Source organism: Vibrio minamisatsumaniensis (assembly GCF_050337445.1).
Taxonomy (GTDB): Bacteria; Pseudomonadota; Gammaproteobacteria; order Enterobacterales; family Vibrionaceae; genus Vibrio; species Vibrio artabrorum.
Map to the genome: position 1 here is coordinate 28036 of NZ_JAKJSY010000029.1, position 22674 is coordinate 50709.

At 43.6% G+C, this 22674-nt stretch carries 17 protein-coding genes and 1 pseudogene; 7 read left to right on the forward strand and 11 right to left on the reverse strand.

Annotation, left to right across the window (positions count from 1 at the left end; genetic code table 11):
- Positions 1 to 5 precede the first annotated feature (5 nt).
- The 3 genes from L4B77_RS08300 to L4B77_RS08310 all read right to left on the reverse strand — a co-directional run bounded on the left by L4B77_RS08300 (position 6) and on the right by L4B77_RS08310 (position 3445).
- A complete protein-coding gene (locus tag L4B77_RS08300; RefSeq protein WP_372065875.1) occupies positions 6 to 1379 on the reverse strand; it encodes a YcjX family GTP-binding protein in 1374 nt (457 codons plus the stop codon).
- A gap of 198 nt (positions 1380 to 1577) precedes the next feature.
- Complete coding sequence (locus L4B77_RS08305; protein ID WP_261837488.1) at positions 1578 to 1763, reverse strand: hypothetical protein; 186 nt, start codon at positions 1761 to 1763, stop codon at positions 1578 to 1580.
- A gap of 164 nt (positions 1764 to 1927) precedes the next feature.
- Positions 1928 to 3445: a fumarate hydratase gene (locus L4B77_RS08310; RefSeq protein WP_261837489.1), complete on the reverse strand. Its 1518-nt coding sequence runs from the start codon at positions 3443 to 3445 to the stop codon at positions 1928 to 1930.
- Positions 3446 to 3697: 252 nt separating this feature from the next.
- On the opposite strand from L4B77_RS08310, the gene pabB reads away from it, so the two are divergent.
- Complete coding sequence (gene pabB / locus L4B77_RS08315) at positions 3698 to 5089, forward strand: aminodeoxychorismate synthase component I (protein ID WP_429749719.1); 1392 nt, start codon at positions 3698 to 3700, stop codon at positions 5087 to 5089.
- Between the two features lie 119 nt (positions 5090 to 5208).
- Here the strand turns inward: pabB and L4B77_RS08320 are convergent, their stop codons facing one another.
- On the reverse strand, positions 5209 to 6927 hold the full coding sequence (locus L4B77_RS08320) for an ATP-binding protein (RefSeq protein ID WP_429749721.1): 1719 nt from the start codon (positions 6925 to 6927) through the stop codon (positions 5209 to 5211).
- A 1-nt stretch (position 6928) separates the two neighbouring features.
- A complete protein-coding gene (locus L4B77_RS08325; RefSeq protein ID WP_429749723.1) occupies positions 6929 to 7471 on the reverse strand; it encodes a heme NO-binding domain-containing protein in 543 nt (180 codons plus the stop codon).
- 302 nt (positions 7472 to 7773) lie between these two features.
- Here L4B77_RS08325 and L4B77_RS08330 point away from each other — a divergent pair, with 302 nt between their 5' ends.
- From L4B77_RS08330 to L4B77_RS08350, 5 genes are all read left to right on the forward strand, one after another.
- Positions 7774 to 8373 carry a CoA pyrophosphatase gene (locus L4B77_RS08330; protein WP_429749725.1) on the forward strand — a complete coding sequence of 200 codons (600 nt, stop codon included), beginning with the start codon at positions 7774 to 7776 and terminating at the stop codon, positions 8371 to 8373.
- 309 nt (positions 8374 to 8682) lie between these two features.
- On the forward strand, positions 8683 to 9936 hold the full coding sequence (locus tag L4B77_RS08335; protein WP_261837494.1) for an aromatic amino acid transport family protein: 1254 nt from the start codon (positions 8683 to 8685) through the stop codon (positions 9934 to 9936).
- Positions 9937 to 10053: 117 nt separating this feature from the next.
- Complete coding sequence (locus L4B77_RS08340; protein WP_429749727.1) at positions 10054 to 11415, forward strand: L-serine ammonia-lyase; 1362 nt, start codon at positions 10054 to 10056, stop codon at positions 11413 to 11415.
- Positions 11416 to 11635: 220 nt separating this feature from the next.
- Entirely contained in the window at positions 11636 to 13324 is a 1689-nt protein-coding gene (locus L4B77_RS08345) for an NAD-dependent malic enzyme (RefSeq protein ID WP_429749729.1), read from the forward strand.
- Between the two features lie 151 nt (positions 13325 to 13475).
- Complete coding sequence (locus L4B77_RS08350; RefSeq protein ID WP_429749731.1) at positions 13476 to 14252, forward strand: SanA/YdcF family protein; 777 nt, start codon at positions 13476 to 13478, stop codon at positions 14250 to 14252.
- A gap of 182 nt (positions 14253 to 14434) precedes the next feature.
- Here the strand turns inward: L4B77_RS08350 and L4B77_RS08355 are convergent, their stop codons facing one another.
- Together L4B77_RS08355 and L4B77_RS08360 are read right to left on the reverse strand one after the other, a co-directional pair.
- Positions 14435 to 14785: a GlpM family protein gene (locus L4B77_RS08355; protein WP_261837498.1), complete on the reverse strand. Its 351-nt coding sequence runs from the start codon at positions 14783 to 14785 to the stop codon at positions 14435 to 14437.
- A 112-nt stretch (positions 14786 to 14897) separates the two neighbouring features.
- Positions 14898 to 16193 carry a GGDEF domain-containing protein gene (locus L4B77_RS08360; protein ID WP_429749733.1) on the reverse strand — a complete coding sequence of 432 codons (1296 nt, stop codon included), beginning with the start codon at positions 16191 to 16193 and terminating at the stop codon, positions 14898 to 14900.
- Between the two features lie 291 nt (positions 16194 to 16484).
- On the opposite strand from L4B77_RS08360, the gene L4B77_RS08365 reads away from it, so the two are divergent.
- Positions 16485 to 17309, forward strand: a complete 825-nt coding sequence (locus tag L4B77_RS08365) for a DUF2797 domain-containing protein (RefSeq protein WP_429749735.1) — start codon at positions 16485 to 16487, stop codon at positions 17307 to 17309.
- Between the two features lie 148 nt (positions 17310 to 17457).
- On the opposite strand, the pseudogene L4B77_RS08370 reads toward L4B77_RS08365, so the two are convergent.
- The 4 genes and pseudogenes from L4B77_RS08370 to L4B77_RS08385 all read right to left on the reverse strand — a co-directional run.
- A pseudogene (locus L4B77_RS08370) lies at positions 17458 to 18644 on the reverse strand (sensor domain-containing diguanylate cyclase).
- Positions 18645 to 19198: 554 nt separating this feature from the next.
- Positions 19199 to 20434: a cysteine desulfurase-like protein gene (locus tag L4B77_RS08375; protein WP_429749737.1), complete on the reverse strand. Its 1236-nt coding sequence runs from the start codon at positions 20432 to 20434 to the stop codon at positions 19199 to 19201.
- Positions 20418 to 21074 carry a 2OG-Fe dioxygenase family protein gene (locus L4B77_RS08380; protein WP_429749747.1) on the reverse strand — a complete coding sequence of 219 codons (657 nt, stop codon included), beginning with the start codon at positions 21072 to 21074 and terminating at the stop codon, positions 20418 to 20420. The genes L4B77_RS08375 and L4B77_RS08380 overlap by 17 nt, the downstream gene beginning before the upstream one ends.
- 917 nt (positions 21075 to 21991) lie before the next feature.
- On the reverse strand, positions 21992 to 22674 hold a 683-nt coding region (locus tag L4B77_RS08385), incomplete at its 5' end, for a hypothetical protein (protein WP_429749739.1).

Consider the following 22674-nt stretch of genomic DNA (forward strand, 5'->3'; position numbering starts at 1 on the left):
CTCGTTTACTTCAACTTATCGCCAATGAGATACTCTATAACTTTGTCGACTCTTAGATGCTGGCAAGGTTCATCAGAGTGTTGTTCCATCGGCCTAAAGCTTGTGAAATCAAATTGGTTGGTTTCCCAATACTGTTTATTCGGCAGTTTGCGCGGCACCTCACCGGGATACATGGTTTGAGGGACATTATCTAAAGTCACACCTTGCAGCGCAGGGACGTTTGATGCACCTGATGAAATATACCCTGCACTTGTCGCTTGAATAGATGCGATGCTCATGCAACTCATATCGATGTGCTCGAACGCGGCCTGTTGCCAAGCCGGATGCACCATCTGTTGTAACAGTGACACCAAGTTCGGATGTTGATCCGGTGTCACGTGATCGGCTTTGGTCGCGGCAAACAAGATCTTGTCGATCTTCGGCGCAAATAGACGTCTTAATATATTGCTTCGACCATATTTAAAGCTCTTCAATAACTGTTCTAACGCACCACGCATGTCCATGAAAGAGTCATAGCCCGCGTTGAGTGGTTGCAAACAGTCCACTAGTACGATTTGTCTGTCAAAGGTCGCAAAGTGATTCTTGTAGAACGCTTTGACGACCTTCTGTTGGTACTCTTCATAACGCGCTTTCAGTACCGCATAGTTGCTGGTTTTAGAAAATCGCTCCTCAGGCGCCACACACGGGAAAAATTGCAGCACAGGCGCGCCTTCAAGCTCACCCGGTAATACGAAGCGCCCTGGTTGTACCCAATGCAAACCATGGCGCTTGCACGCATGAAGATACTGAGTGTAGCGATCCGCAATGGCGGCTAATTTCTTTTCGTCGACTTCTGCCAATAAATCAATCTCACCGCGCAGGGTATTCCAGTCTCGCGAATAAGTTTCTCTATCGCCTTTCAATGCCGCAAACTGAGATTGGCTCCAAGTATCAAAATCCATATCCAACAGAGGCAAGTCAAGTAGCCACTCGCCCGGATAATCAACAATATCGAGATACAACGTTCTGTTTTTACTCAGTAGCTTCTTGGCACCTTTCGCTGGCTTATATTTGATGGCTAAACGAATTTCACTGACATCACGTGTTGGCACGGGCCACTCTGGAGGCTGCGTGTTTAATGACTCCATGGCTTCGTCATAAGAGAAGCGTGGGATCATCATATTATGTTGTGGTACACGCTTTGCTCCAATAATCCGGCCATCTCTAGCCGATGCAAGAAGCGGCAAATTTTTGTGAGTAGAAGTATGAAGAAGCTGATTAACCAACGAAGTAATAAACGCTGTTTTACCCGCACGAGAGAGTCCCGTAACCGCGACTCTAAGGTGAGAATCCGTTCCTCTACTGATAAAGTCACTCATTTCTTGAGCTAGGTGTTTCATTTGAACGACTCCGTAATAGTTCAGTTAACGAGTATTAAAAGTTGCAGCGTTAACCGACTGACTGCTCCCTCAAGGGATTGTTGAATATTGGTGGTTTTGCTGATTAGTATGCAATACACATTCTTAATGTTAGATGAATAAAAGCCCCCGACTACATTCATAATCAGGGGCTTTAGAATTTCTTACGATATCCGACTTTTAATCGTCTTCAATCAACTTGTAGATAACAAATAGTGCTATCTCTGCAATTAACCACAGCGCACAAGTAATTGTCACGTATTTATTATCAAAGATACTGATCCCTTTCAAGATCAGGTCGTAACCAATAAAAGCACCTATCACCACTGCCAAGATAATCTGTAGGATCCGAATAAAACGAGGCATTCCTCTCTCCTATGTTCTTATATCAAACGATGTGTTTATCACTATATCATTGATAATATGACAAAAGTGCAGATAATGCTGCATTTTTATTCTTCACTTTCAGTCCTGTTTTACAATTCAAACACTCAAAACAGGATAATTTGCATGTTTTCGGCGTTCGTTAATTACGCTTTCTCAGCTTCTGCAATTTTCACTTTCCAAGTGTCAGGGCCGATTTGGTGTGCGTTCACACCATGAGAATCAACTGCCACAGTGACTGGCATGTCTTCAACTTCAAACTCGTAGATAGCTTCCATACCGAGATCTTCAAACGCGACAACACGGGCTTTTTTAATGGCTTTTGCAACAAGATACGCAGCGCCACCAACCGCCATTAGATACACCGCTTTGTGCTCTTTGATTGATTCAACGGTTGCAGGGCCTCGCTCTGCTTTACCGATCATGCCCATGATGCCGGTTTCGTTCAGCATCATATCCGTGAACTTATCCATACGTGTTGACGTGGTTGGACCCGCAGGACCGACCGCTTCATCACCGACGGCATCTACAGGACCCACGTAGTAGATAAACTTGCCTTTGAAATCAACGCCAGCGGGTAAGCCTTCGCCATTTTCAAGCATGCCTTGAATACGCTTATGAGCGGCATCACGACCCGTTAAGATCTTACCCGACAGAAGAACCGTTTCACCTGTCTTCCACTCTTGTACGTCTTCTTTCGTCACTTCATCAAGATTCACACGACGTGTATTTTCGCCCGCTTCCCAAGTGATGTCTGGCCACTCTTCTAGCTTAGGTGGTGTGAGTTCGGCTGGGCCGCTACCGTCTAATGTGAAGTGGATATGACGCGTTGCCGCACAATTCGGGATCAAACATACTGGTTTAGAGGCTGCGTGCGTTGGTGCTGTTTTGATTTTCACGTCAACAACCGTTGTTAGGCCACCAAGACCTTGTGCACCAATACCCAGCTTATTGACACGGTTGAAGATGTCTAAACGAAGCTCTTCTTCTGCGTTTTCAGGGCCTTTCTCGATAAGCTCTTGGATATCGATATGTTCCATAAGAGACTCTTTTGCAAGCACTGCGGCTTTCTCCGCTGTACCGCCAATACCGATACCTAGCATACCCGGAGGACACCAGCCAGCCCCCATTGTTGGTAACGTCTTCTCAACCCATTCTGCAATATCATCAGAAGGGTTGAGCATCACCATTTTAGTTTTATTTTCTGAACCACCACCTTTAGCGGCGATTTGAATCTCAACTTTGTTACCTGGCACCATATTAATGTGCACAACCGCGGGTGTGTTGTCTTTGGTATTAATACGTTTACCTGCAGGGTCCATTAGGACAGATGCACGCAATGGGTTATCTGGGTTGTTGTAAGCTTGACGAACGCCTTCATCAATCATCTGTTGTACTGTTTGATCCGTTTCCCACCGAACATCCATACCAATATTCACGAAACAAGTAACAATTCCTGTATCCTGACAAATGGGACGATGACCTTCAGCAGACATACGAGAGTTGATCAGAATCTGAGCGATTGCATCTTTTGCTGCTTGGCTCTCTTCTTTCTCATACGCTTTGCCTAGGGCTTGGACAAAGTCTAAAGGGTGATAATAAGAAATGTATTGAAGTGCATCAGCGACACTGCTGATCACATCTTGCTTACGAATAACCGTCATTGCATGCCTCTTTATTGTTCTGGTTCCATGTGAGCTCTTAAGTTGACGGCTTTGTTTTGCCAGAGTCGTCCACTTGGCTTTTTATTCTATTGAGCTGTATTTCGTTGCCTGTGCGATGACTTGCATAGCTTTAAACGAAATCATAAGCTGACGCCGTTCTGATCAAGAGCCCATTTTATTTCCAATTTATGATACTCTTGCTTCCTCCCACACGCCATGCAGTGATCGAACTCTTTGTCACAAATTAAACAAATGAATAACAACGAATTTCGCTCTATCCAAATCAAGCCGCTTGAATATCAATCAACTTTATCTAAACAGTTGTTTTCTCATATTGAAAACCTACCGTGGGCAATGTTATTACGCTCTGCCTCAGAATGCCATGTAGACAGTCGATACGACATTTTGGTGGCTCAACCTATCGCCACCTTCGAGACAGTCGGCATCAAAACGACCATCACGGTTAACGGAAAAAGCGAAATATCAAGCGCAGATCCTTTTGATCTGCTCGATGAATATCAACAACAGTTACTGCCATCAATCAAAGCACACCCTGAATTACCGTTCATTGGCGGGGCTTTAGGTTATTTGGGTTACGATTTAGGGCGCAGAGTTGAAAAGCTCCCTGCCCTTGCTGTGCGCGATATTGACGCCCCTGATATGGCAATAGGCTTATATGAATGGGCGATTGTGGTCGATCACAAACGACGTACTGCATGTATCGTTGGACAAAATATTGATTCCCATTGGGCTTGGCTATCTCAACAGCAAGAGAAAAATAGTGAAGAGATAACCGCCAATCATCAAGCTTTTGGATTAACCACGCCATGGCAGTCCAACATGAGTCAACCGAACTACGCCGACAAATTCGATAGTGTTCAAGAGTATTTGTTGTCGGGAGACTGTTACCAAATCAATTTAGCGCAACGTTTTCATGCTCAATACAAAGGCAGCGAGTGGCTAGCATACGAGAAATTAGAGCAAGATAACTCTGCGCCATTTTCTAGCTTCATCCGTTTGGCTAACTGCGCAATCATCAGTGTTTCGCCAGAACGTTTCTTAGAGCTTAAAGATAATGTCATTGAAACAAAGCCAATTAAAGGAACGCGCCCACGTTCAGACGATCCTGAGATTGATGATGCCTACGCTCAAGATTTGACTTGTGCAGAGAAGGACTTAGCAGAAAACCTGATGATCGTTGACCTACTGCGCAACGATATTGGGCGAGTGGCGAAACCAGGAACCGTTCACGTGCCCAAACTCTTTGAGGTCGAAAGCTTTCCAGCCGTCCATCACTTGGTGAGTACCATCCGGGCTGACCTTGATCATCGATATTCGGCAACCGATTTGTTAAAAGCTTGCTTCCCTGGCGGTTCGATTACGGGCGCACCAAAAATTCGTGCGATGCAGATCATTGAAGAGTTGGAACCACACCGACGTTCAGCGTATTGCGGCAGTATTGGTTACATCAGTCGAAATAATAGAATGGACACCAGCATTACCATTCGTACATTAGTCGCAGAGAACAACACGCTTTATGCTTGGGCTGGCGGTGGTGTGGTATTTGACAGTGATTGCGCTTCTGAATATCAAGAAACACTGGATAAGCTGAGCCGTATTTTACCGGTACTTGAAAACAGCTAAGTACCACAGCTTAACGACTGGCAAAAACACGGTATGAAAAGAAACCGAAGGATCGCAAGAGCCTTCGGTTTTTTAGGCTTAATTAAGAGTATTTAACTGACAACACTTTGTTCACGTGTTTAAGCGACCTTAACAGCAGAGACACCCCATTTAATAAGTGCCTCTTTAAGATCGATGGCGGTATAAGGCTTACTAAGAATGTCATCCATTCCACACTGAATACAACGTTCCCGTTCCTCAAGTGTCGTTCCGGCAGTCAAAGCGACTATAGACTTGGAATAGCCTTCCTTTCTTAGCTTCTCTGTGGCTTCAAATCCGTCCATGATAGGCATTCTGCAATCCATAAATACAATGTCGAACTCATTGTGTGACGCGAGCTCAACCCCTTCGACACCATTACTTGCAATGGCGGGGTCAATCTCATGTTTGCGTAACATTTGTTGGATGATGATCTGGTTCATCTTAATATCATCAACTACCAGTACTTTAAGCTGTGACAATTCAGTCTCTGACTCGAAGTCTTTGCCTACACGATCACTCTCAACGGGGACGTCGACAACTTGTAGAGGCATCGAGATAGTAAATTTGGTGCCTGAACCAACGACACTGGTCACGCCAATATCGCCATTCATCAGCGCCACCAGCTTGCGACAAATCGCTAATCCCAGCCCTGTGCCTTCATAATTTCGACTACTTGAATTATCCGCTTGCGTAAAAGGTTCAAACAGCGTTTTATGCGCCGATTCTGCAATCCCGACCCCGGTATCTTCCACAGAGAAAACAAACTGGTTTTTGTGCCACTTGATATCAACGTTCACATACCCTTTTTCTGTAAATTTAATCGCATTACCGATTAGATTCACAAACACCTGGGTGATGCGTTCCAAATCGCCTTGAAAATGTGAGGGAACGTTTGCTGCAACACTGATATTAAATTCCAGCTGCTTCTCTATTGCGCGATTAACGAAGATACTTTCAATTGTATTTCTTAAATCACCCAACGCAAATTTCTTTGGAATAAGCTCCAACATCCCTGCATTGATTTTACTGAAATCAAGTAAGTCATTAATGATGGTTCTAAGAAACTCTCCTGATTGACTTAAGTTATTCACTATCTCACGTTGAGAGCTGTTCAGTTCGGTATCACTGAGCAATTCTGCACTGCCGAGTAAACCATTAAGTGGCGTTCTTAACTCATGGTTAATCATGGCCACAAAGTCACGCGTAGCCCTTTCAGACTCTTCCGCTCGTTGACGTGATTCAATATTGCGGTTAATCGCAAGTTGATGGGTTAAAGCACTGCAGATGAGGTCCGTGACTAACAACAGTTGGCTTTCGATAAACTCGTAGTCTTGGTCTAATAACCTGACTTTCACGATTAACGCGCCGACGATTACTTTTTCAACCTCTAAAGGCACAGTCAGTAGATTGGCTTGCCAATGCGGCTCTTGAATGTCTTGCTCTAACACTTCAACGGTTTCGTCGCCATAATCATAGGTGTGTAACTGAGGGATGAGCTTGGGGGGTAAAATTAAACGACTGGCTTCGATCAAATAGCTGTTGGTCACGTTCGTTGTTAACTCAGAGAGCATGACATCATCCAGATCATTTCTTAGAAACGCGCGTCCAAAATCAATCAACAGGTTGTCGATTTGTTCTTGGAATTCAATACGGCGTATATTCGCATTGGAGCGCTTTTCTAACTGACGCAAAGCAAGCTCAAGCTGTTGGTTAGCCTCAAACAGTTCGAGGCTCTTCTGTTCCAACAATCCTTCAGCCGCTTTCCTTGCCGCGATTTGACGCTTAAGCTTCTTCTCTAGGGCAGATGCCAGATCCATATTACTTTTCTACTTTGAGATGAAACCTAACCACGCTTTGGTCATCATTTTGCGGTGTCATCTCCACTGCGATAGATTCACCGTGATATTCAGCGCACCCTTCTATAAGTCCTAAGCAGACATGAGACATACACCTTGCGCTTTTATAGTCAAAAACAAGTTGTGCTTCGGTCGTGGTGATAAAACTGAATTCAGGTGGCTCAGCATCCGGATAGAGCTTCTTCACTTCAACGTGAATGTAGCGCTCTACGTGCTGAATAAATTGAAAGGTGGTATTGCTGTGAGCAAGGCTCGCTTTATTCGGTAAAGAGGCCAGTAAGTCCTTAAATACAGACTGGCCAAACACCCGTTGCAAGCTTGCCGCATCAATATCGGTTTTCTTACTCAAGTTGATAATCAACCTAACAAGATCTTTGTGGTCGTAACTGCCAACCGACGTATAAATGCCTTCATCTTCTGACATTTCTAGAACTTCTTCCAAAAGCTCTAACCCAAACTTGTCTTCGACAAGATCTAAAAACTCGGTGAATATGATTCCTTTCATCGCTTACCTTTCCTGTTATTTCTTTTTAGAATGGTCCACTAAGTTGTTATTATCAAATTCTTAAACAAAAAATCGACGTTTCGTCACCCAATTTTATGACCTAGATAACGCTACTTGCCTATATGCAGATAATTAAATAGAGAAAAAATCACCCTTTTGAGGAGGTTGATCGATAAAGTGGCACTCATGACGCTCCATTCATGGCGAAAGAGACAAAGTAAATGAAGAAAAACTCAATATTGGTAATCAGCTCACGGTTATGTCTATACTTAAACTCAAAATAATCAATATATTGGATTGATATGAATAAAGAAAACTTCCTTCAACAATTCCAACTCATCCCTACGGTTGGCTATCATCCCGAGTCAATAGAACGTGTTTCGCATATCAGTGGCGATCAATTGCGTAAAGCGGCTGTGGTGGTCGGTTTAGTGGAACGAGAAGATGGTTTACATGTTATTTTTACGAAAAGAGCTGCTCATTTAAAGCATCACCCCGGTCAAGTCAGCTTTCCCGGAGGTAAACATGAACTCTCTGACCCTTCTTTGCAATTCACTGCACTCAGAGAGCTCCACGAAGAGGTCGGAATTCGTTCGGATCAAGTTGAGATTGTAGGACAATTACCCACTTTGAGTACCATAAGTAAATTCTCAGTGACCCCCATTGTTGTAATGGTCGATCCTGATTACCAAGCGATTATTGATGAGAACGAAGTTGCCTCTATTTTTGAAGTACCTGCCTCTTATGTTTTAGACCAAGCCAAGCTTCATAGCCATACCGTCAATTTTAAGAAAATCAAACATCGTGTTTTTGCAATGCCCTTCCAAGAGCACCTCATTTGGGGCGTTACGGCGCAAATTATTCAATCTATGCAGCAGCACGTATTGCAACCAACCACATAGCAACTACATTTTGTTTGATATCTGTTAACAAAACCCAGACTTTCTATAGAACAAATTTATTAATGCCATTTTACGCAACCGTTTCCTTCTTATAAAGCCACTCAATTTCATCTCTCACATAAATAAAACTAATAGCAAGCATTAACATAAATCACCTGTGGCACGCTATTTTCGTGATCAAAAATCCGTTTTTCGCATATCATGTGACACGCCATTTCATTACATGATTTAGATCTATTTTTTGTAGAAGAAAATTCTGCAAAATCAGCGCCAACTTATTTCCTGTTCCCAAAAAATGAGTAATTTAACATGAACACAACAACTTCTTCGGCAAATGCCGTTAATGATTCAAGCAAGTTTAACTATAAAGATTTTACCTGGTGTTTATCACTATTCGGTACAGCCGTTGGTGCTGGCGTACTATTCCTTCCAATCAAAGCAGGTGCGGGTGGTTTTTGGCCATTAGTTATCCTAGCGCTAATCGCGGCACCAATGACTTGGTTCGCACACAAATCTCTGGCTCGTTTTGTCTTGTCTTCTAAGAACCCAGAAGCCGACATTACAGATACAGTTGAAGAACACTTTGGTAAGACTGGCGCCAACCTTATTACTTTTGCATACTTTTTTGCCATCTACCCAATCGTTCTTATTTACGGTGTTGGTATCACCAACACGGTTGACTCTTTCCTAGTAAACCAAATAGGGATGGCAGCCATTCCACGCCCTCTTCTTTCTGGTGCACTAATCTTGGCGATGACAGCCGGTGTTGTCTTCGGCAAAGAGTTGATGTTGAAAGCAACTTCCGCGATGGTTTACCCACTGGTATTCATCCTACTCGCCCTGTCTTTTTACCTCATCCCTGATTGGAACACTTCAATGATGGAAACAAGTCCTGAATGGTCAGCAATGCCTTCTATTATTTGGCTTGCTATTCCAATCATCGTGTTCTCTTTCAACCACAGCCCAATCATTTCACAATTCTCTAAAGAGCAACGTCGTGTATACGGTGAAGACGCAGTTAAGAAAACGGACGCGATCACTGGTGGTGCGGCAATGATGCTGATGGGCTTTGTCATGTTCTTTGTGTTCTCTGTCGTACTTTCTCTATCTCCAGAGCAACTCGCTACAGCACAAGCGCAAAATATCTCTGTTCTTTCGTACCTAGCTAACGTTCATGAGTCGCCACTTATCTCCTACATGGGGCCTCTAGTCGCGTTTGCAGCCATTACTTCTAGCTACTTCGGTCACTTCCTAGGCGCTCATGAAGGTCTTGTTGGCCTCGTCAAGTCTCGCTCAGGTTCATCAATCAGCACGATTGAAAAAGCGTCTCTTGCGTTCATCGTTGTTACTACCTGGATTGTTGCTGTCGTTAACCCAAGCATCTTAGGCATGATTGAAACCATGGGTGCGCCAATGATTGCCGCTATCCTGTTCCTAATGCCGATTTTCGCGATGCAAAAAGTCCCAGCGATGGCTAAGTACAAAACATCAGCTCCTGTACAAATCTTTACAGCTTTATGTGGTTTAGCCGCTATTAGTTCTGTAATCTACGGCGCGCTTTGATCTCAAGCCTTTTATAAGATGACACCCATCTTATATCGCGAGATTAGACAAAAAATATAATGATAATAAATGAGCCTCCCTACTCCCCTTGGGAGGTTCTCTTTTGAGGTAATCGCTATGATTAGTGTATTTGATATCTATAAAATCGGTGTTGGTCCATCGAGCTCACACACAGTTGGACCAATGAAAGCGGGTAAAGAATTTATTGATGACCTACGTTCAATGGGAAAATTGCGCGACATCACTAAAATCACCGTGGACGTATATGGATCATTATCACTGACAGGGAAAGGTCACCACACAGATATCGCAATCATCATGGGTCTTGCTGGCAACACCCCAGAGAAAGTCGATATCGATTCGATTGCGGGCTTCATTGCTCGCGTAGAAGAAACTGAACGCCTTCCTGTTGGCATGCACTGTCATACCGTATCGTTCCCACGCGATGGCGGTATGAACTTCCAAACCAGCAACCTTTCTCTACACGAGAATGGTATGAGCATTCATGCTTGGGTTGACGACGAAGTTGCATACTCAAAGACTTACTACTCGATTGGCGGCGGCTTCATCGTTGACGAAGAGAACTTCGGCAAAGAAGAACAAAATCCAATCAAAACGCCTTACGAATTTACCACAGCGGAAGAGCTGGTTAATCAATGTAAGGAGAGCGGGCTTTCAATTAGTACATTGGTGATGAAAAACCAAGCGGCTTACCATTCAGACGAAGAGTCTCGTACTTACTTCGCGAACATCTGGAAAACGATGCGTGAATGTATGGATCGAGGTATGAATACTGAAGGTATCCTGCCGGGTCCACTGCGTGTACCTCGTCGTGCAGCTTCACTGCGCCAACTTCTGATCACTTCAGAAAAAACAACCAATGATCCAATGACGGTTGTTGATTGGGTGAACATGTTTGCGTTCGCAGTAAACGAAGAAAATGCAGCAGGCGGTCGTGTCGTCACCGCTCCAACAAACGGTGCATGTGGCATCATCCCTGCAGTATTGGCTTATTACGATAAGTTCATCCAAACGGTCACAGAGAAGGACTACATCCGTTACTTCGCGGCTTCTGGCGCGATCGGGGGTCTTTACAAGCGGAACGCTTCTATCTCTGGTGCTGAAGTGGGTTGTCAGGGAGAAGTTGGCGTGGCATGTTCTATGGCTGCGGCAGGCCTTGCAGAGCTGATGGGTGGTAGCCCTGAACAAGTCTGTATGGCGGCAGAAATCGCAATGGAGCACAACTTAGGCCTGACCTGTGACCCTGTTGCTGGCCAAGTACAAGTACCATGCATCGAGCGTAACGGTATTGCCGCAGTAAAAGCCATTAACTCAACGCGTATGGCACTGCGACGCTCTTCTGCTCCTACTGTTTCTTTAGATAAAGTGATCGAAACAATGCTCGAAACAGGCAAAGACATGAACGCTAAATACCGAGAGACTTCTCAAGGTGGATTAGCGATCAAGGTTGTTTGTTAATCGCTTAACGGTAAATCTCTATTTAAAAGTCTAAGGGACACCTTAGACTTTTCTTCCAAAAAAGCGTGAGCAGAACGAATTGTGGCAGTCAAATTCGATAAGTGTGGAGCACAAGTAAGAATAGCACTTTGTTTGCGCAGATCGGAGGGAAACTATTTACAATTGTATAACTAAACCGTTATCATTTTTCAGTTACCCTTTCTCCCATATTAGGCATCTAATGAACAACGATAAACGCCCTCTGTATATCCCTTATGCAGGTCCTGCACTATTAAGCACCCCTCTTCTGAATAAAGGCAGCGCATTCACTGCTGAAGAGCGTAGCTCTTTTAACCTTGAAGGTTTGTTACCAGAAACAACCGAAACAATCCAAGAACAAGTAGGACGAGCATACAAACAATATTGTAATTTCGAAAATGATATGGATAAGCATATCTACCTTCGTAATATTCAGGATACCAATGAAACCCTTTTTTATCGTTTAGTTCAAAACCACATCTCTGAAATGATGCCTATCATTTACACGCCAACGGTTGGCGCAGCATGTGAGAACTTCTCAAATATTTATCGTCGTGGTCGGGGGCTATTTATTTCGTACCCGAACCGCGAACGTATCGATGACCTACTGAATAATGCGACAAACCACAACGTTAAAGTTATCGTGGTTACGGACGGTGAGCGCATTCTTGGCTTGGGAGACCAAGGCATCGGCGGCATGGGGATTCCAATTGGTAAGCTAGCTCTTTACACCGCTTGTGGTGGTATCAGCCCTGCCTACATGCTGCCAATTGTACTTGACGTGGGTACTAACAACCCTCAGCGACTGGCCGACCCAATGTACATGGGCTGGCGTCACCCTCGTATCACAGGGGCTGATTACGATGCGTTCGTTGAAGAATTCATTCAAGCCGTTCAACGCCGCTGGCCCGATGCTCTGGTTCAGTTCGAAGATTTCGCACAAAAGAACGCAATGCCGTTGCTTGAGCGTTACAAAGATCGTATCTGTTGTTTTAATGATGACATCCAAGGCACAGCTGCTGTGACGGTTGGTTCTCTGCTCGCAGCATGTAAAGCTGCAAACAGCAAACTTTCACAACAGCGCATTACCTTCTTGGGGGCAGGCTCTGCGGGTTGTGGTATTGCAGAAGCTATCATCGCGCAAATGGTGTCAGAAGGAATCAGTGACGCACAAGCTCGTTCTCAAGTTTACATGGTTGATCGCTGGGGCCTGCTACAGGAAGGTATGCAGAACTTGCTCGATTTCCAGCAACGCCTAGTACAAAACAACGCAAACACCCAAAACTGGGAAAGCGATGGCGCTGGTTTCTCCCTGCTCGATGTCATTCGTCATGCTAAACCAACGGTATTAGTGGGTGTTTCAGGTGCGCCAGGTCTATTCAGCAAAGAAGTCATCAAAGAGATGCACCTGCACTGTGAACGCCCTATCGTGTTTCCACTGTCTAACCCAACGAGCCGCGTTGAAGCGACACCCAACGATATTATTCGTTGGACGGATGGCCAAGCGCTAGTTGCAACTGGTAGCCCATTTGAACCAGTCACTCATAACGGTTCCACTTACCCAATTGCTCAGTGTAACAACAGCTACATTTTCCCTGGCATCGGCTTAGGAGTACTGGCTGTGAACGCTGCACGCATCACGGATGAAATGCTGATGGAATCAAGCCGTGCATTAGCAACGTGTTCTCCACTCGCCATCAATGGCTCAGGCGCCCTACTGCCGCCGTTGGAAGAGATCCACACCGTATCGAAGAAGATTGCGCTTGCCGTTGGTAAGAAAGCGATTGAACAAGGTGTTGCACTAGAGATCACAGAAGAAGCATTGCAACAAGCGATTAACCAGCACTTCTGGCAGCCGGTTTACCGTCGCTACAAGCGTACTGCATTCTAATTAATCGGACGAACCTTTCTTAACCTGAGCCTCTGCAATTGCAGGGGCTTTTTTCTTTCTGCTGTCTGTCTTTTTAACTGATTTTTCTCATTTTTATTTGGTATTATCGAACCCTCAAAAATGAATGCTCAGCCAAAGGGTTATGCCGAGAGTGAAATTTGATTCTCATAGTTACCGTAAATACTTACTAAAAACTTATCCGAAGCTAAAAACGTGTCTGTTTGGCGCTTTTCTGGTTTTCTTAGTTGGCTGCGCGTCGGTTATTGCCATTGATTACTGGGTTTCATGGCAGGCAAAAGATCGTATTATCTATGATATTGATGAAGTGCCTAAGGTGGACGTTGCTGTCGTATTAGGCACCAGTAAATATTTAGGGAGAACACTCAACGACTATTATAAATACCGAATTGAGTCCGCGATTGAGTTGTTTGAACATAAAAAGGTCAATCAGTTCCTACTCAGTGGTGACAACGCTCATCGTTCCTACAATGAACCTTGGACAATGAAACGTGATCTCTTGAGAGCGGGAGTTCCTGAGGAGCGCATCAACCTCGATTATGCGGGCTTTCGAACTTTGGATTCAATTGTTCGAGCTAAGAAGATATTTGATACCGATAACTTCCTGATCATTACTCAGAAGTTCCATTGTGAAAGAGCCCTGCTCATCGCAAGCTCTTACGATATTCATGCTCAATGTTTAGCCGTTTCAGGGCCGACTCATCATTCAGGATCAACCATACGTTTACGTGAAGTCTTTGCGCGCACCAAAGCGTTTCTTGATCTGTATATTATGGGGACGACACCAAAGTTTCTTGGTCCTAAAGAGCCCATCCAACCCAATCCAAAGCAGGAGCCGTTGCCAATTCCTAATCCTATTGCTGACCCCACTGCAAACCCTATTGCACACCCAGCCGAGACCGATATATAGAAAAAGACCTATGTGGAATTTGTTGCCCCACACTTCCCCCATTGTTAAGCAAAAATATACCAATACGCCTTAATTAACTTGGGTAACATTCTTCTAATAAAGTCTGACCCGGCATCAAATCAATATACCTCGTACCGAATAAGCACCACTCTTGATGTTAGGGCACCAATAAAACGAGGCTCTCAAATCGTACTTGGCATCAAACGCGTCCAACCTAGCAGCAACATTGAAGCACACAATATCCACACTAAGGTCGCTAACGAAAGTGTCGATACTAAGTTATAGCGATAACTAAACAGATACACAGCGCTAAGATAAGCGGCATAGGGCACTAGCGAAAACAGGCCAAACAGTGCTGTTGTGCGCAACTCCACCATGGTTTGTTCCGTGCCGACAATGTAGTGAGCAATCAGAGCAAAGGTCGGAAACAGCGGTACTAAACCAGAGATGTAAAAGCTCTTACTCTTCGACAGCAACGCAATCAATAAAACTGCGGCCGCACCCAGCAGGCATTTAAAGAACAACGAGATCATTTTTGTACGTTATCCACACAAATAAACAAAGGCGACTCAACCAGTTGCCATAAAAACGCCACACGTCAGATGTGCACGCGTGGCTCATAAACGAATCGAAACAATGTTCAGATTAGTGACTCAAGAACACCTGATTTCGCCCTGAGCGCTTGGCTTGGTATAGAGCCTCATCAGCGCGCTCAATGGTGTCAGCCACTCTATGGGGTTCCATCTCGGCAACGCCAATACTGCATGTCAGCGGATCACCGTGTATCCAAAGGTGTTGGCAAATTAACAATCGAATTTTTTCCGCTTTCAACAACGCTTCATCCGCTCCGATCTCAGGACAAAATACAATAAACTCTTCGCCGCCCCAACGCACTAACTTATCCGTTGCGCCAATCGAACGGCCGACCACCATACTGAACTCACGTAAAATATCATCACCCATTTGATGTCCGAATTTGTCATTCACATGCTTGAAGTAATCAATATCCATATACAACACCGTGAGCTTACCATGACCGAGCTTAACGTGTTGCGACTGCACTCCTAACCAATCTCGAATCGCGTGTCGATTAAGAGTGCCCGTTAATTCATCATAGTGTGCCATTTCAGAAAACTCATCATTTTGCTCTCTCAGATATTGATTCACATTTTCCAAATGGTGATGCCTTCTCTCAGCGATAATCATACGTTTACGTGCACTGTTCAGCTCTGAAAGTAAAAACACAATACCCGTGCTGACCCAAATGAACAATAAGCCTAAGAACAGGTTTTCTGCGGTAATGTACGAACCTTCAAACTCAATGCTGTCTATCACAATTCGGTGATGACCAAGTTTAGCTCCAGAGGCTGTAGCGAACTCAACCATGTTAACGTTTGAATATTCAGGGGCTGAATGCTCTAGTGAAATATTATTGTCGGCTAACCACCATGTCATCACCTGAAGATTAGCGATAGGGATTTCAATCACTCCACCATCCCCGTCAACAGAAAACTCTAGCCCATTGTACTTATGCGTGTACTCATCATCAGGAACAGAGTAAGCAGGGTTATAATTACGCAGATAAGTTCGTAAACGGCGACGAGAGTCACCCTCTGCTTGATACTCAATATTGAATCTAAAGAGGTGGTATTGGGAAAGGTCAAGGCCGCGGGTAATATCAGGATCGATATGAATCGATAGGCCGCAATAAGGCCAAGGATAGTCCGATTTTTTAAGTTCACAATCGAGAACATATTGGCCATTTTCATAGGACAATTCGGACGTGCTGGCTCCGTTATTAACTTGATCGTTGGTCGCCATAAATTTGTAATCATCCGGCGTAATCTCGGTTACCACACGATTCCCGTTCACACGGTAATACTGCACAATGGCAAACGTTGCGATAACTAAAAAGATAACTATCTTATGGGTCCATTTCACGTCTAAACTTCCAGATCAAGGTCCCAAAACCAGGGATTGAACGATATAAAACAAGTCAAGTATGTCGACATTTCTCATACTAATGATTTACTCAATAACGTTATACCATGCTTCAAAAAAATGTCATACCTTCATCTAAGGCGAGTGCTTACCATAACAACAATTCGGTAATATAGCGTATTAAATCAGGCTCTATTTGTTATACTCATCGCAAATCATCGTTAACCACAACGCTTGCTTACAACGTATGTTAGTCGACGAAATAATAATCAAAATACAACGAGTAATGTCATGTCTTTATTAGCAAAAGGAACGCTTAAAAAAATGAGTGCTTCGCTCGATGGTACGGTTACCTACCGTTTACCAATCGGTGAAGAGTTTGTCGAGCTAAACCCTCTGATGGGTAAAACCATCAACCTTACCCATACTGGCAATATTTTTTGTTGCTCATGCGGTAAAAAAACTAAGAAAAGCTACTCTCAGGGCCACTGTTTTGTCTGTATGAAAAAACTCGCAAGCTGTGATATGTGCATCATGAAACCAGAAACTTGTCACTACGATGAAGGCACTTGTCGTGAGCCTCAATGGGGTGAAGAAAACTGTATGGTTGACCATTTCGTTTACCTATCAAATACGTCTAGCCTTAAGGTCGGTATCACTCGCCATACTCAAATTCCAACACGCTGGATCGACCAAGGCGCCACTCAAGGCCTGCCTATATTGAAGGTAAAAACGCGTCAAATTTCCGGTCTGATTGAAGTTGAGTTAGCAAAATACATTGCCGACAAAACCAATTGGCGCACGCTGCTGAAAGGCGATAGTGATGATATGGCGTTGGTAGAAAAAGCCAAAGAACTGTTGCCATTAGTTGAGGATAAAATCCAAGAGATCAAAGCGACATTCGGTGAGGATGCTATCGAGGTTCTAAGCGAAAATGTCACTTCATTGAGCTATCCTGTTGAACAGCATCCAGTGAAGATCGTATCGAATAACTTTGACAAAAACCCAGAGGTGGCCGGTGTTCTACAAGGCATCAAAGGCCAATACCTTATTTTAGATACTGGTGTGATTAACATTCGTAAGTTTGGATCTTATGAAGTTGAAGTCTCTGCATAATGAGCACAACGTGTGCGCCTCAAAAATTGAGCGCACCATTACTCGTCGCTAGAATAGAATCGCTCTGAAGCCTGCAAACACTTCAGAGCATTTTATATGATCAAGACAATTTAGCTTGAGTGGTTGAAGTTAAAGGCTAAATTGTCACTTAAGCTCTGCATACGCAGTTCTTTCCACACGCTTTCGCTTGATAAAGCGACTGGTCCGTTAGGTTAACAAGTGCATCGATAGAAACTGCGCCTTCACAAGACCGGCTATCGCTGACTCCGATACTCACACTCACATTGAAACGAGTTTGCTCGCCAATTTTAAATTCGGTTTGATTAAATTGGTGGCAGATCTGATCGGATACTTGATGCGAAACTTTGGGTGATGCATTTGGAATAAAGACGATGAACTCTTCGCCCCCCATCGACCGGCAACCCCACCCACTTGCTCGACATTTCGCTTGGTAATATCAGCCAATACATTAATAACCTCATCACCAACCATGTGCCCGTATGTATCATTGATCAATTTAAAATCATCGATATCAAGCAGCATACATGCGAGATGTTCATCAGAAACAAGGTGTGCCCTAAACCATTCGTAAATCGCTCTGCGATTGAACAAATTGGTCATTTCATCGTAGTTCGCTTGATGTACCAATTGCTTTTCCAACAAGACCTTTTGAGTCACATCTTCAAGCACAACCTGAATGGCGACTTCCCCTTCCCAAGTGATCGCATTGTCGTAAATATTAAAAAATCGATGAATACCATCGAAGCCAATGTTTTCAACAACGGTACTCGTTCCCGATAACTCACCAGAGACAATGGCTTGGTAATGTTTGCGGATGTCATTGGTATTGTTCTGTGGAATAAGATCGAGGATAGAGTCTAGCTGTAAAGCTTGCTCAATAGATTTTCCGCCTTGGAGTTTTACCCATGAGGGATTGGCCATTAACGGCTTGAAATCTCGGTGAACTATGATGCCCTGTGCTGACTGCATGATCATATCGTAGTACATTTGATCTTGCTTACGCACTAAATTTTGCAGCTCAATCGCAGGGGAAAGATCAATGACCGTCACTTGCAGTGCAGGCCGACCTTGCCACTCGGTCAGATGATCGATAGTAAACACCGTGAACTCTCTACCATTGCGATCAACATTGGTGTAAGTATGCCCTCTCGGTTCACGTTGTCCCGACATGGTGTCTCGGTAATTTTGACACGCCGCAACGTGATAATCTTCTGATATCAAATCCAGAAAGCTATTGCTATTGGTAAGCAGATCCTCAGGTGACTGATACCCATAGATGCGAGCATAATTAGCATCAACGCTAACAATATTCATATCTTGAATAATGATAACACCGTACGTGGATTCGAAATCTATTGAAGGCATTGCCAACTCCGCACTCTAACTACACTTCATATACTGGAACGTAACGACACAACCTGCCAACGCTATTACACTACTTCTCATGCGTTAGAGGCACTAATATTGCATGTAGTATATCGTACTGTTGCACACTTCTCTACAACTCAATCGCAATACAATGTATTAAAATCAGACAAGATTTTTATTGCCATTATTCGGCTCACATCTCAAAAATAAAGCATCTGGCGTTAAATGAGATTCCCGAACCAGTCGCAATCAAACGAACGATTCGCTTTCTGCCACTGATCCTAATTCAATAACTGGACCAAAACGGATCCCGAAATCGGCCCACAGATCTGATACATGAACTTTCGTGAAATAGTTGTTTTAATGAGACCACGCTTTTAAAAGGGGCGATTAATAACGGGACGAGCTAGATCGGGGAGTTAAATTAAAAAAGAGCCGACTTCCTACTCAATATTCATGAGAGACGTCTGCTCTTTGTTCGTTTTATTAGTGTAAAGGCGTTAGCGACTTCTTAAAACACTCTCCAGTACATTGAACAATAAGTCGATCTCTTCAATCGAGTTGTAATGCATACAACCAATACGCACCACCCCCTGCTCTTCAATACCCAGCTGTTTCACTAGCCCTAACGCGTAGAAATGCCCATTCCACACACAGATATTATGCTCGCCCAGTTTCTTAGCGATGAACTCTGGAGAGTGGTTATCAAAGGTGATGGCGAACGTTGGCGTTCTCAGGTTCGAATCAAACTCCGTCTTACCGTAGAGTTTTGCACCTTCCAGATCACCCAACCGTTTTAGGAAGTACTCACTCAGCTGGCTTTCATGCTTGTTATAAAGCGCGTAGCTTTGCTCTAAGCGAGAACGTAATGAGTCGGTAGGCTCACCAAACTGTGCCAAGTAATCAACCGCCGCAATCACACCCGCAAGGCCTTCGAAACTTTGTGTTCCTGTCTCAAATCGACCTGGGCCAATGTTAGTGGCAGGCTCAACCTTGTAAGGCTTTAACGTATGCAGCCATTGAGGTGCAATGTAAGCTATACCCACATGCGGGCCGAAGAACTTATACGCCGAACACGCTAAAAAGTCGCACTTCAGTTGTTGGACATCGATCAGATGGTGTGGAGCGTAATGCACGGCATCGACATACACCAGCGCGCCATGTTGGTGTGCAAGCTCAATAACTTTATCCATGTCGACAATCGAGCCTGTCGTATTCGAAGCAAACGTGACTGCGACAAGTTTGGTTTTCTCGTTAAGTAGTGACTCAAAATGCGCCATATCCAAACTGCAATCCGACTCGTCTACGCGAACTTGGCGAACAATCGCACCTTTATCGTCTGCCGCTTGCTGCCAACTCGATACATTTGAGTAATGGTCTAACGCGGTGACGATAACTTCATCACCCTCTTGCCAATCGCGGCTGATCGCTCGACTCAGTTGGAAAGTCAGCGAGGTCATGTTCGCGCCGAACACAACGTTGTCAGATGATTCCGCATTCAGTAGCGCTTGAACCGACTCTCGAGCTTGCTGCATCATACCTGTCGTTTTCTGGCTAGAAAAATAGTGACCGCCTAAGTTGGAATTAAAATGCCCTAGGTATTCGCTCATTGAAGCTAAAACATTCTCAGGCACTTGAGCACCGCCTGGGCCATCAAAGAAAGTAACTGGCTTGCCATTGTGATATTGGCCTAACGCGCTAAATTGCTGGCGTACATTATTAAGAATGAAGGACATTGCGCGCATCCTTAGCCGTTAGTACAAACACATCCATGTAACCCATCTCATCGTGGTCTATGGTGCGAATCGGTTGTGCGTTGTGCCACAGCTTACTGTCAGCAAGCATCGCGACTTCGCCATCTTCAAGTACTTTTCTAAAAAATGGCGCTTCGTGGCTATCTTGGTACAGCATCACTTCACCACCAACGATGTTGTGGCGAGTAACACCAATGATCGCGATGTGGTCAAAACCATCTTGGTGGACACCTTCGGGTGCAACCTGTGTCTCTTCAAAAATAGCGGCAATACGAATTTGATGAATTTCAATTTCTTGCCCGTCTTCAAGCCCATTGGTTTCAATAAAAAGCTCACACATCTCTTGCATACCTTCGCTGCTGAGAATTTGTGTTTCAATCGGCTCGAACTGACGAACGACGTCACCTTGAAAGTGATTAATGTCTTCAGACTGAACAAAGTTATGTTTGTCTAGCTCAACGACTTGTCCATGACTGAATTCAACCACTGAGTACCTTCTCAATCTGAACTGGCCATCCGCATGCTCTGTGCTTGGTAGCTGAGAGAATGAAGGTGACAACTCCTCAACCGCGTGGTTACTGAGGTGGGTAATATGTAGGGTATTTTCGTGAGCATGTAACATCATCGACTCCTTCATGATTGTTAATTAACTTTCGATATTTAACATTTTATTCACACTAAGGATACTTAAAGATCTTGCCAAATCAACATTAAACAATCATTTATCCCGTCATAATTAATAATTCAGACGCTAAATCCAGTAGATAAATAAAAATCAGTGTATGACACTAGAATAAAAGATGACCAACTCTTAAAACTAGCACACCCCACTAGCTAGTTATAAATCCCTACAAATTTAAATTTAACGATATTATTAACTGACAAGCCATGTTTCATATTGTGTCAGCCCTTTCGCTTCAATACGCCAGCCCCCTTGCATGAGTTCAGCCCTCACTCTCGCCATCATTCATTTCTATGCTTTTGCACAACGAAATACGACCTACCTATCAATTGCCAAGCTATTGATTATTTACACAACAAACTGAAATTGGTTAATTTATGAGTACGCCAGAAACCAAACGCCTTTGCTTGCGCGTCTGGAACAGGTCGAGTTCAGGGGGAACTCGATCGCCCTCAAATGGCTCATTTCTTTTAGAAGAGCAACTTGATAGTTCTTTTAGTCTCGAAGATGTCGAAGTGGAATTTGCTCGGTGGTAACAGAAAACCAGAGTGTAAAGCATTTGAAATCGACGATGACACAGCGTATGCCTTTAAGATAATCAATACGACTTTCAAAGCTCTGGATTTAAAGGTTTTTATAACAGTTAAGAGCTAATCGTTGTACGGTTTGAATATGAAGGAATAGTTTAGGGGATTACAAGCCCCCCTAAACACCATAGATAAGAAGCCTCGTTTAAGACAACTGCTAGCATCATTCATTGACGATACTAGCTAACTATGAACTTTAATTTAACGGCTAAGGCTCAAAAGTACATTGGCGGTAAGCAGAACATAAATCGTTCTGCATAACATGGAATTTTAGTTTAATCCGAGATGGTTCTTTATCCAACTGTTGCAGTATTTTTCTATTCGCCATAATTCCTGAGAAGATATTGATCGATATGTAGAGTTGTCTTCAAACTTAGTAATTTTTGACTTATTTCTGTTAGATAACACAGGAGATGAACTACTCCATGATTCAAAAGCAAAACTATAAAAGTAATATGCCGCTTCATTCTTTCCAAGTTCAAGTAATAAATCAGCTAGCCAAAAAGATGCATAGCCTAAATTTATAAGCCTGTTGTATGAATCACTCTCAAACAAGTAGTAGAATGACTTAGCATAACAAACTAAGGCACCATCCATATCTCTACTTAGATACATACATTTTCCTACATTACCAAGCATTGGACCATCACTCGACTTGGTTATGTTGTCTGTGGATAGAAGTTCTTCAATACTTGTTGCACCTCTAAAATACTTTAAAGATTTTTTAATATCTTCCAGGTTACCACTATCTCGTTGTGAAAGAGCAAGAGTATGAGCAATATTATACTTRTCATCTTGCTTTGCTTTTTCTAGTAAATACAATGCTTCCTCACATGTATTTATTGCTTGAGAGTAATCACATTTAAACCAATACATATAAGACTTCATGTCACACAGTCTAATATAAGCTTCTTCTTTATTATCAATAATATTTTCATATGTAGTAATATAAT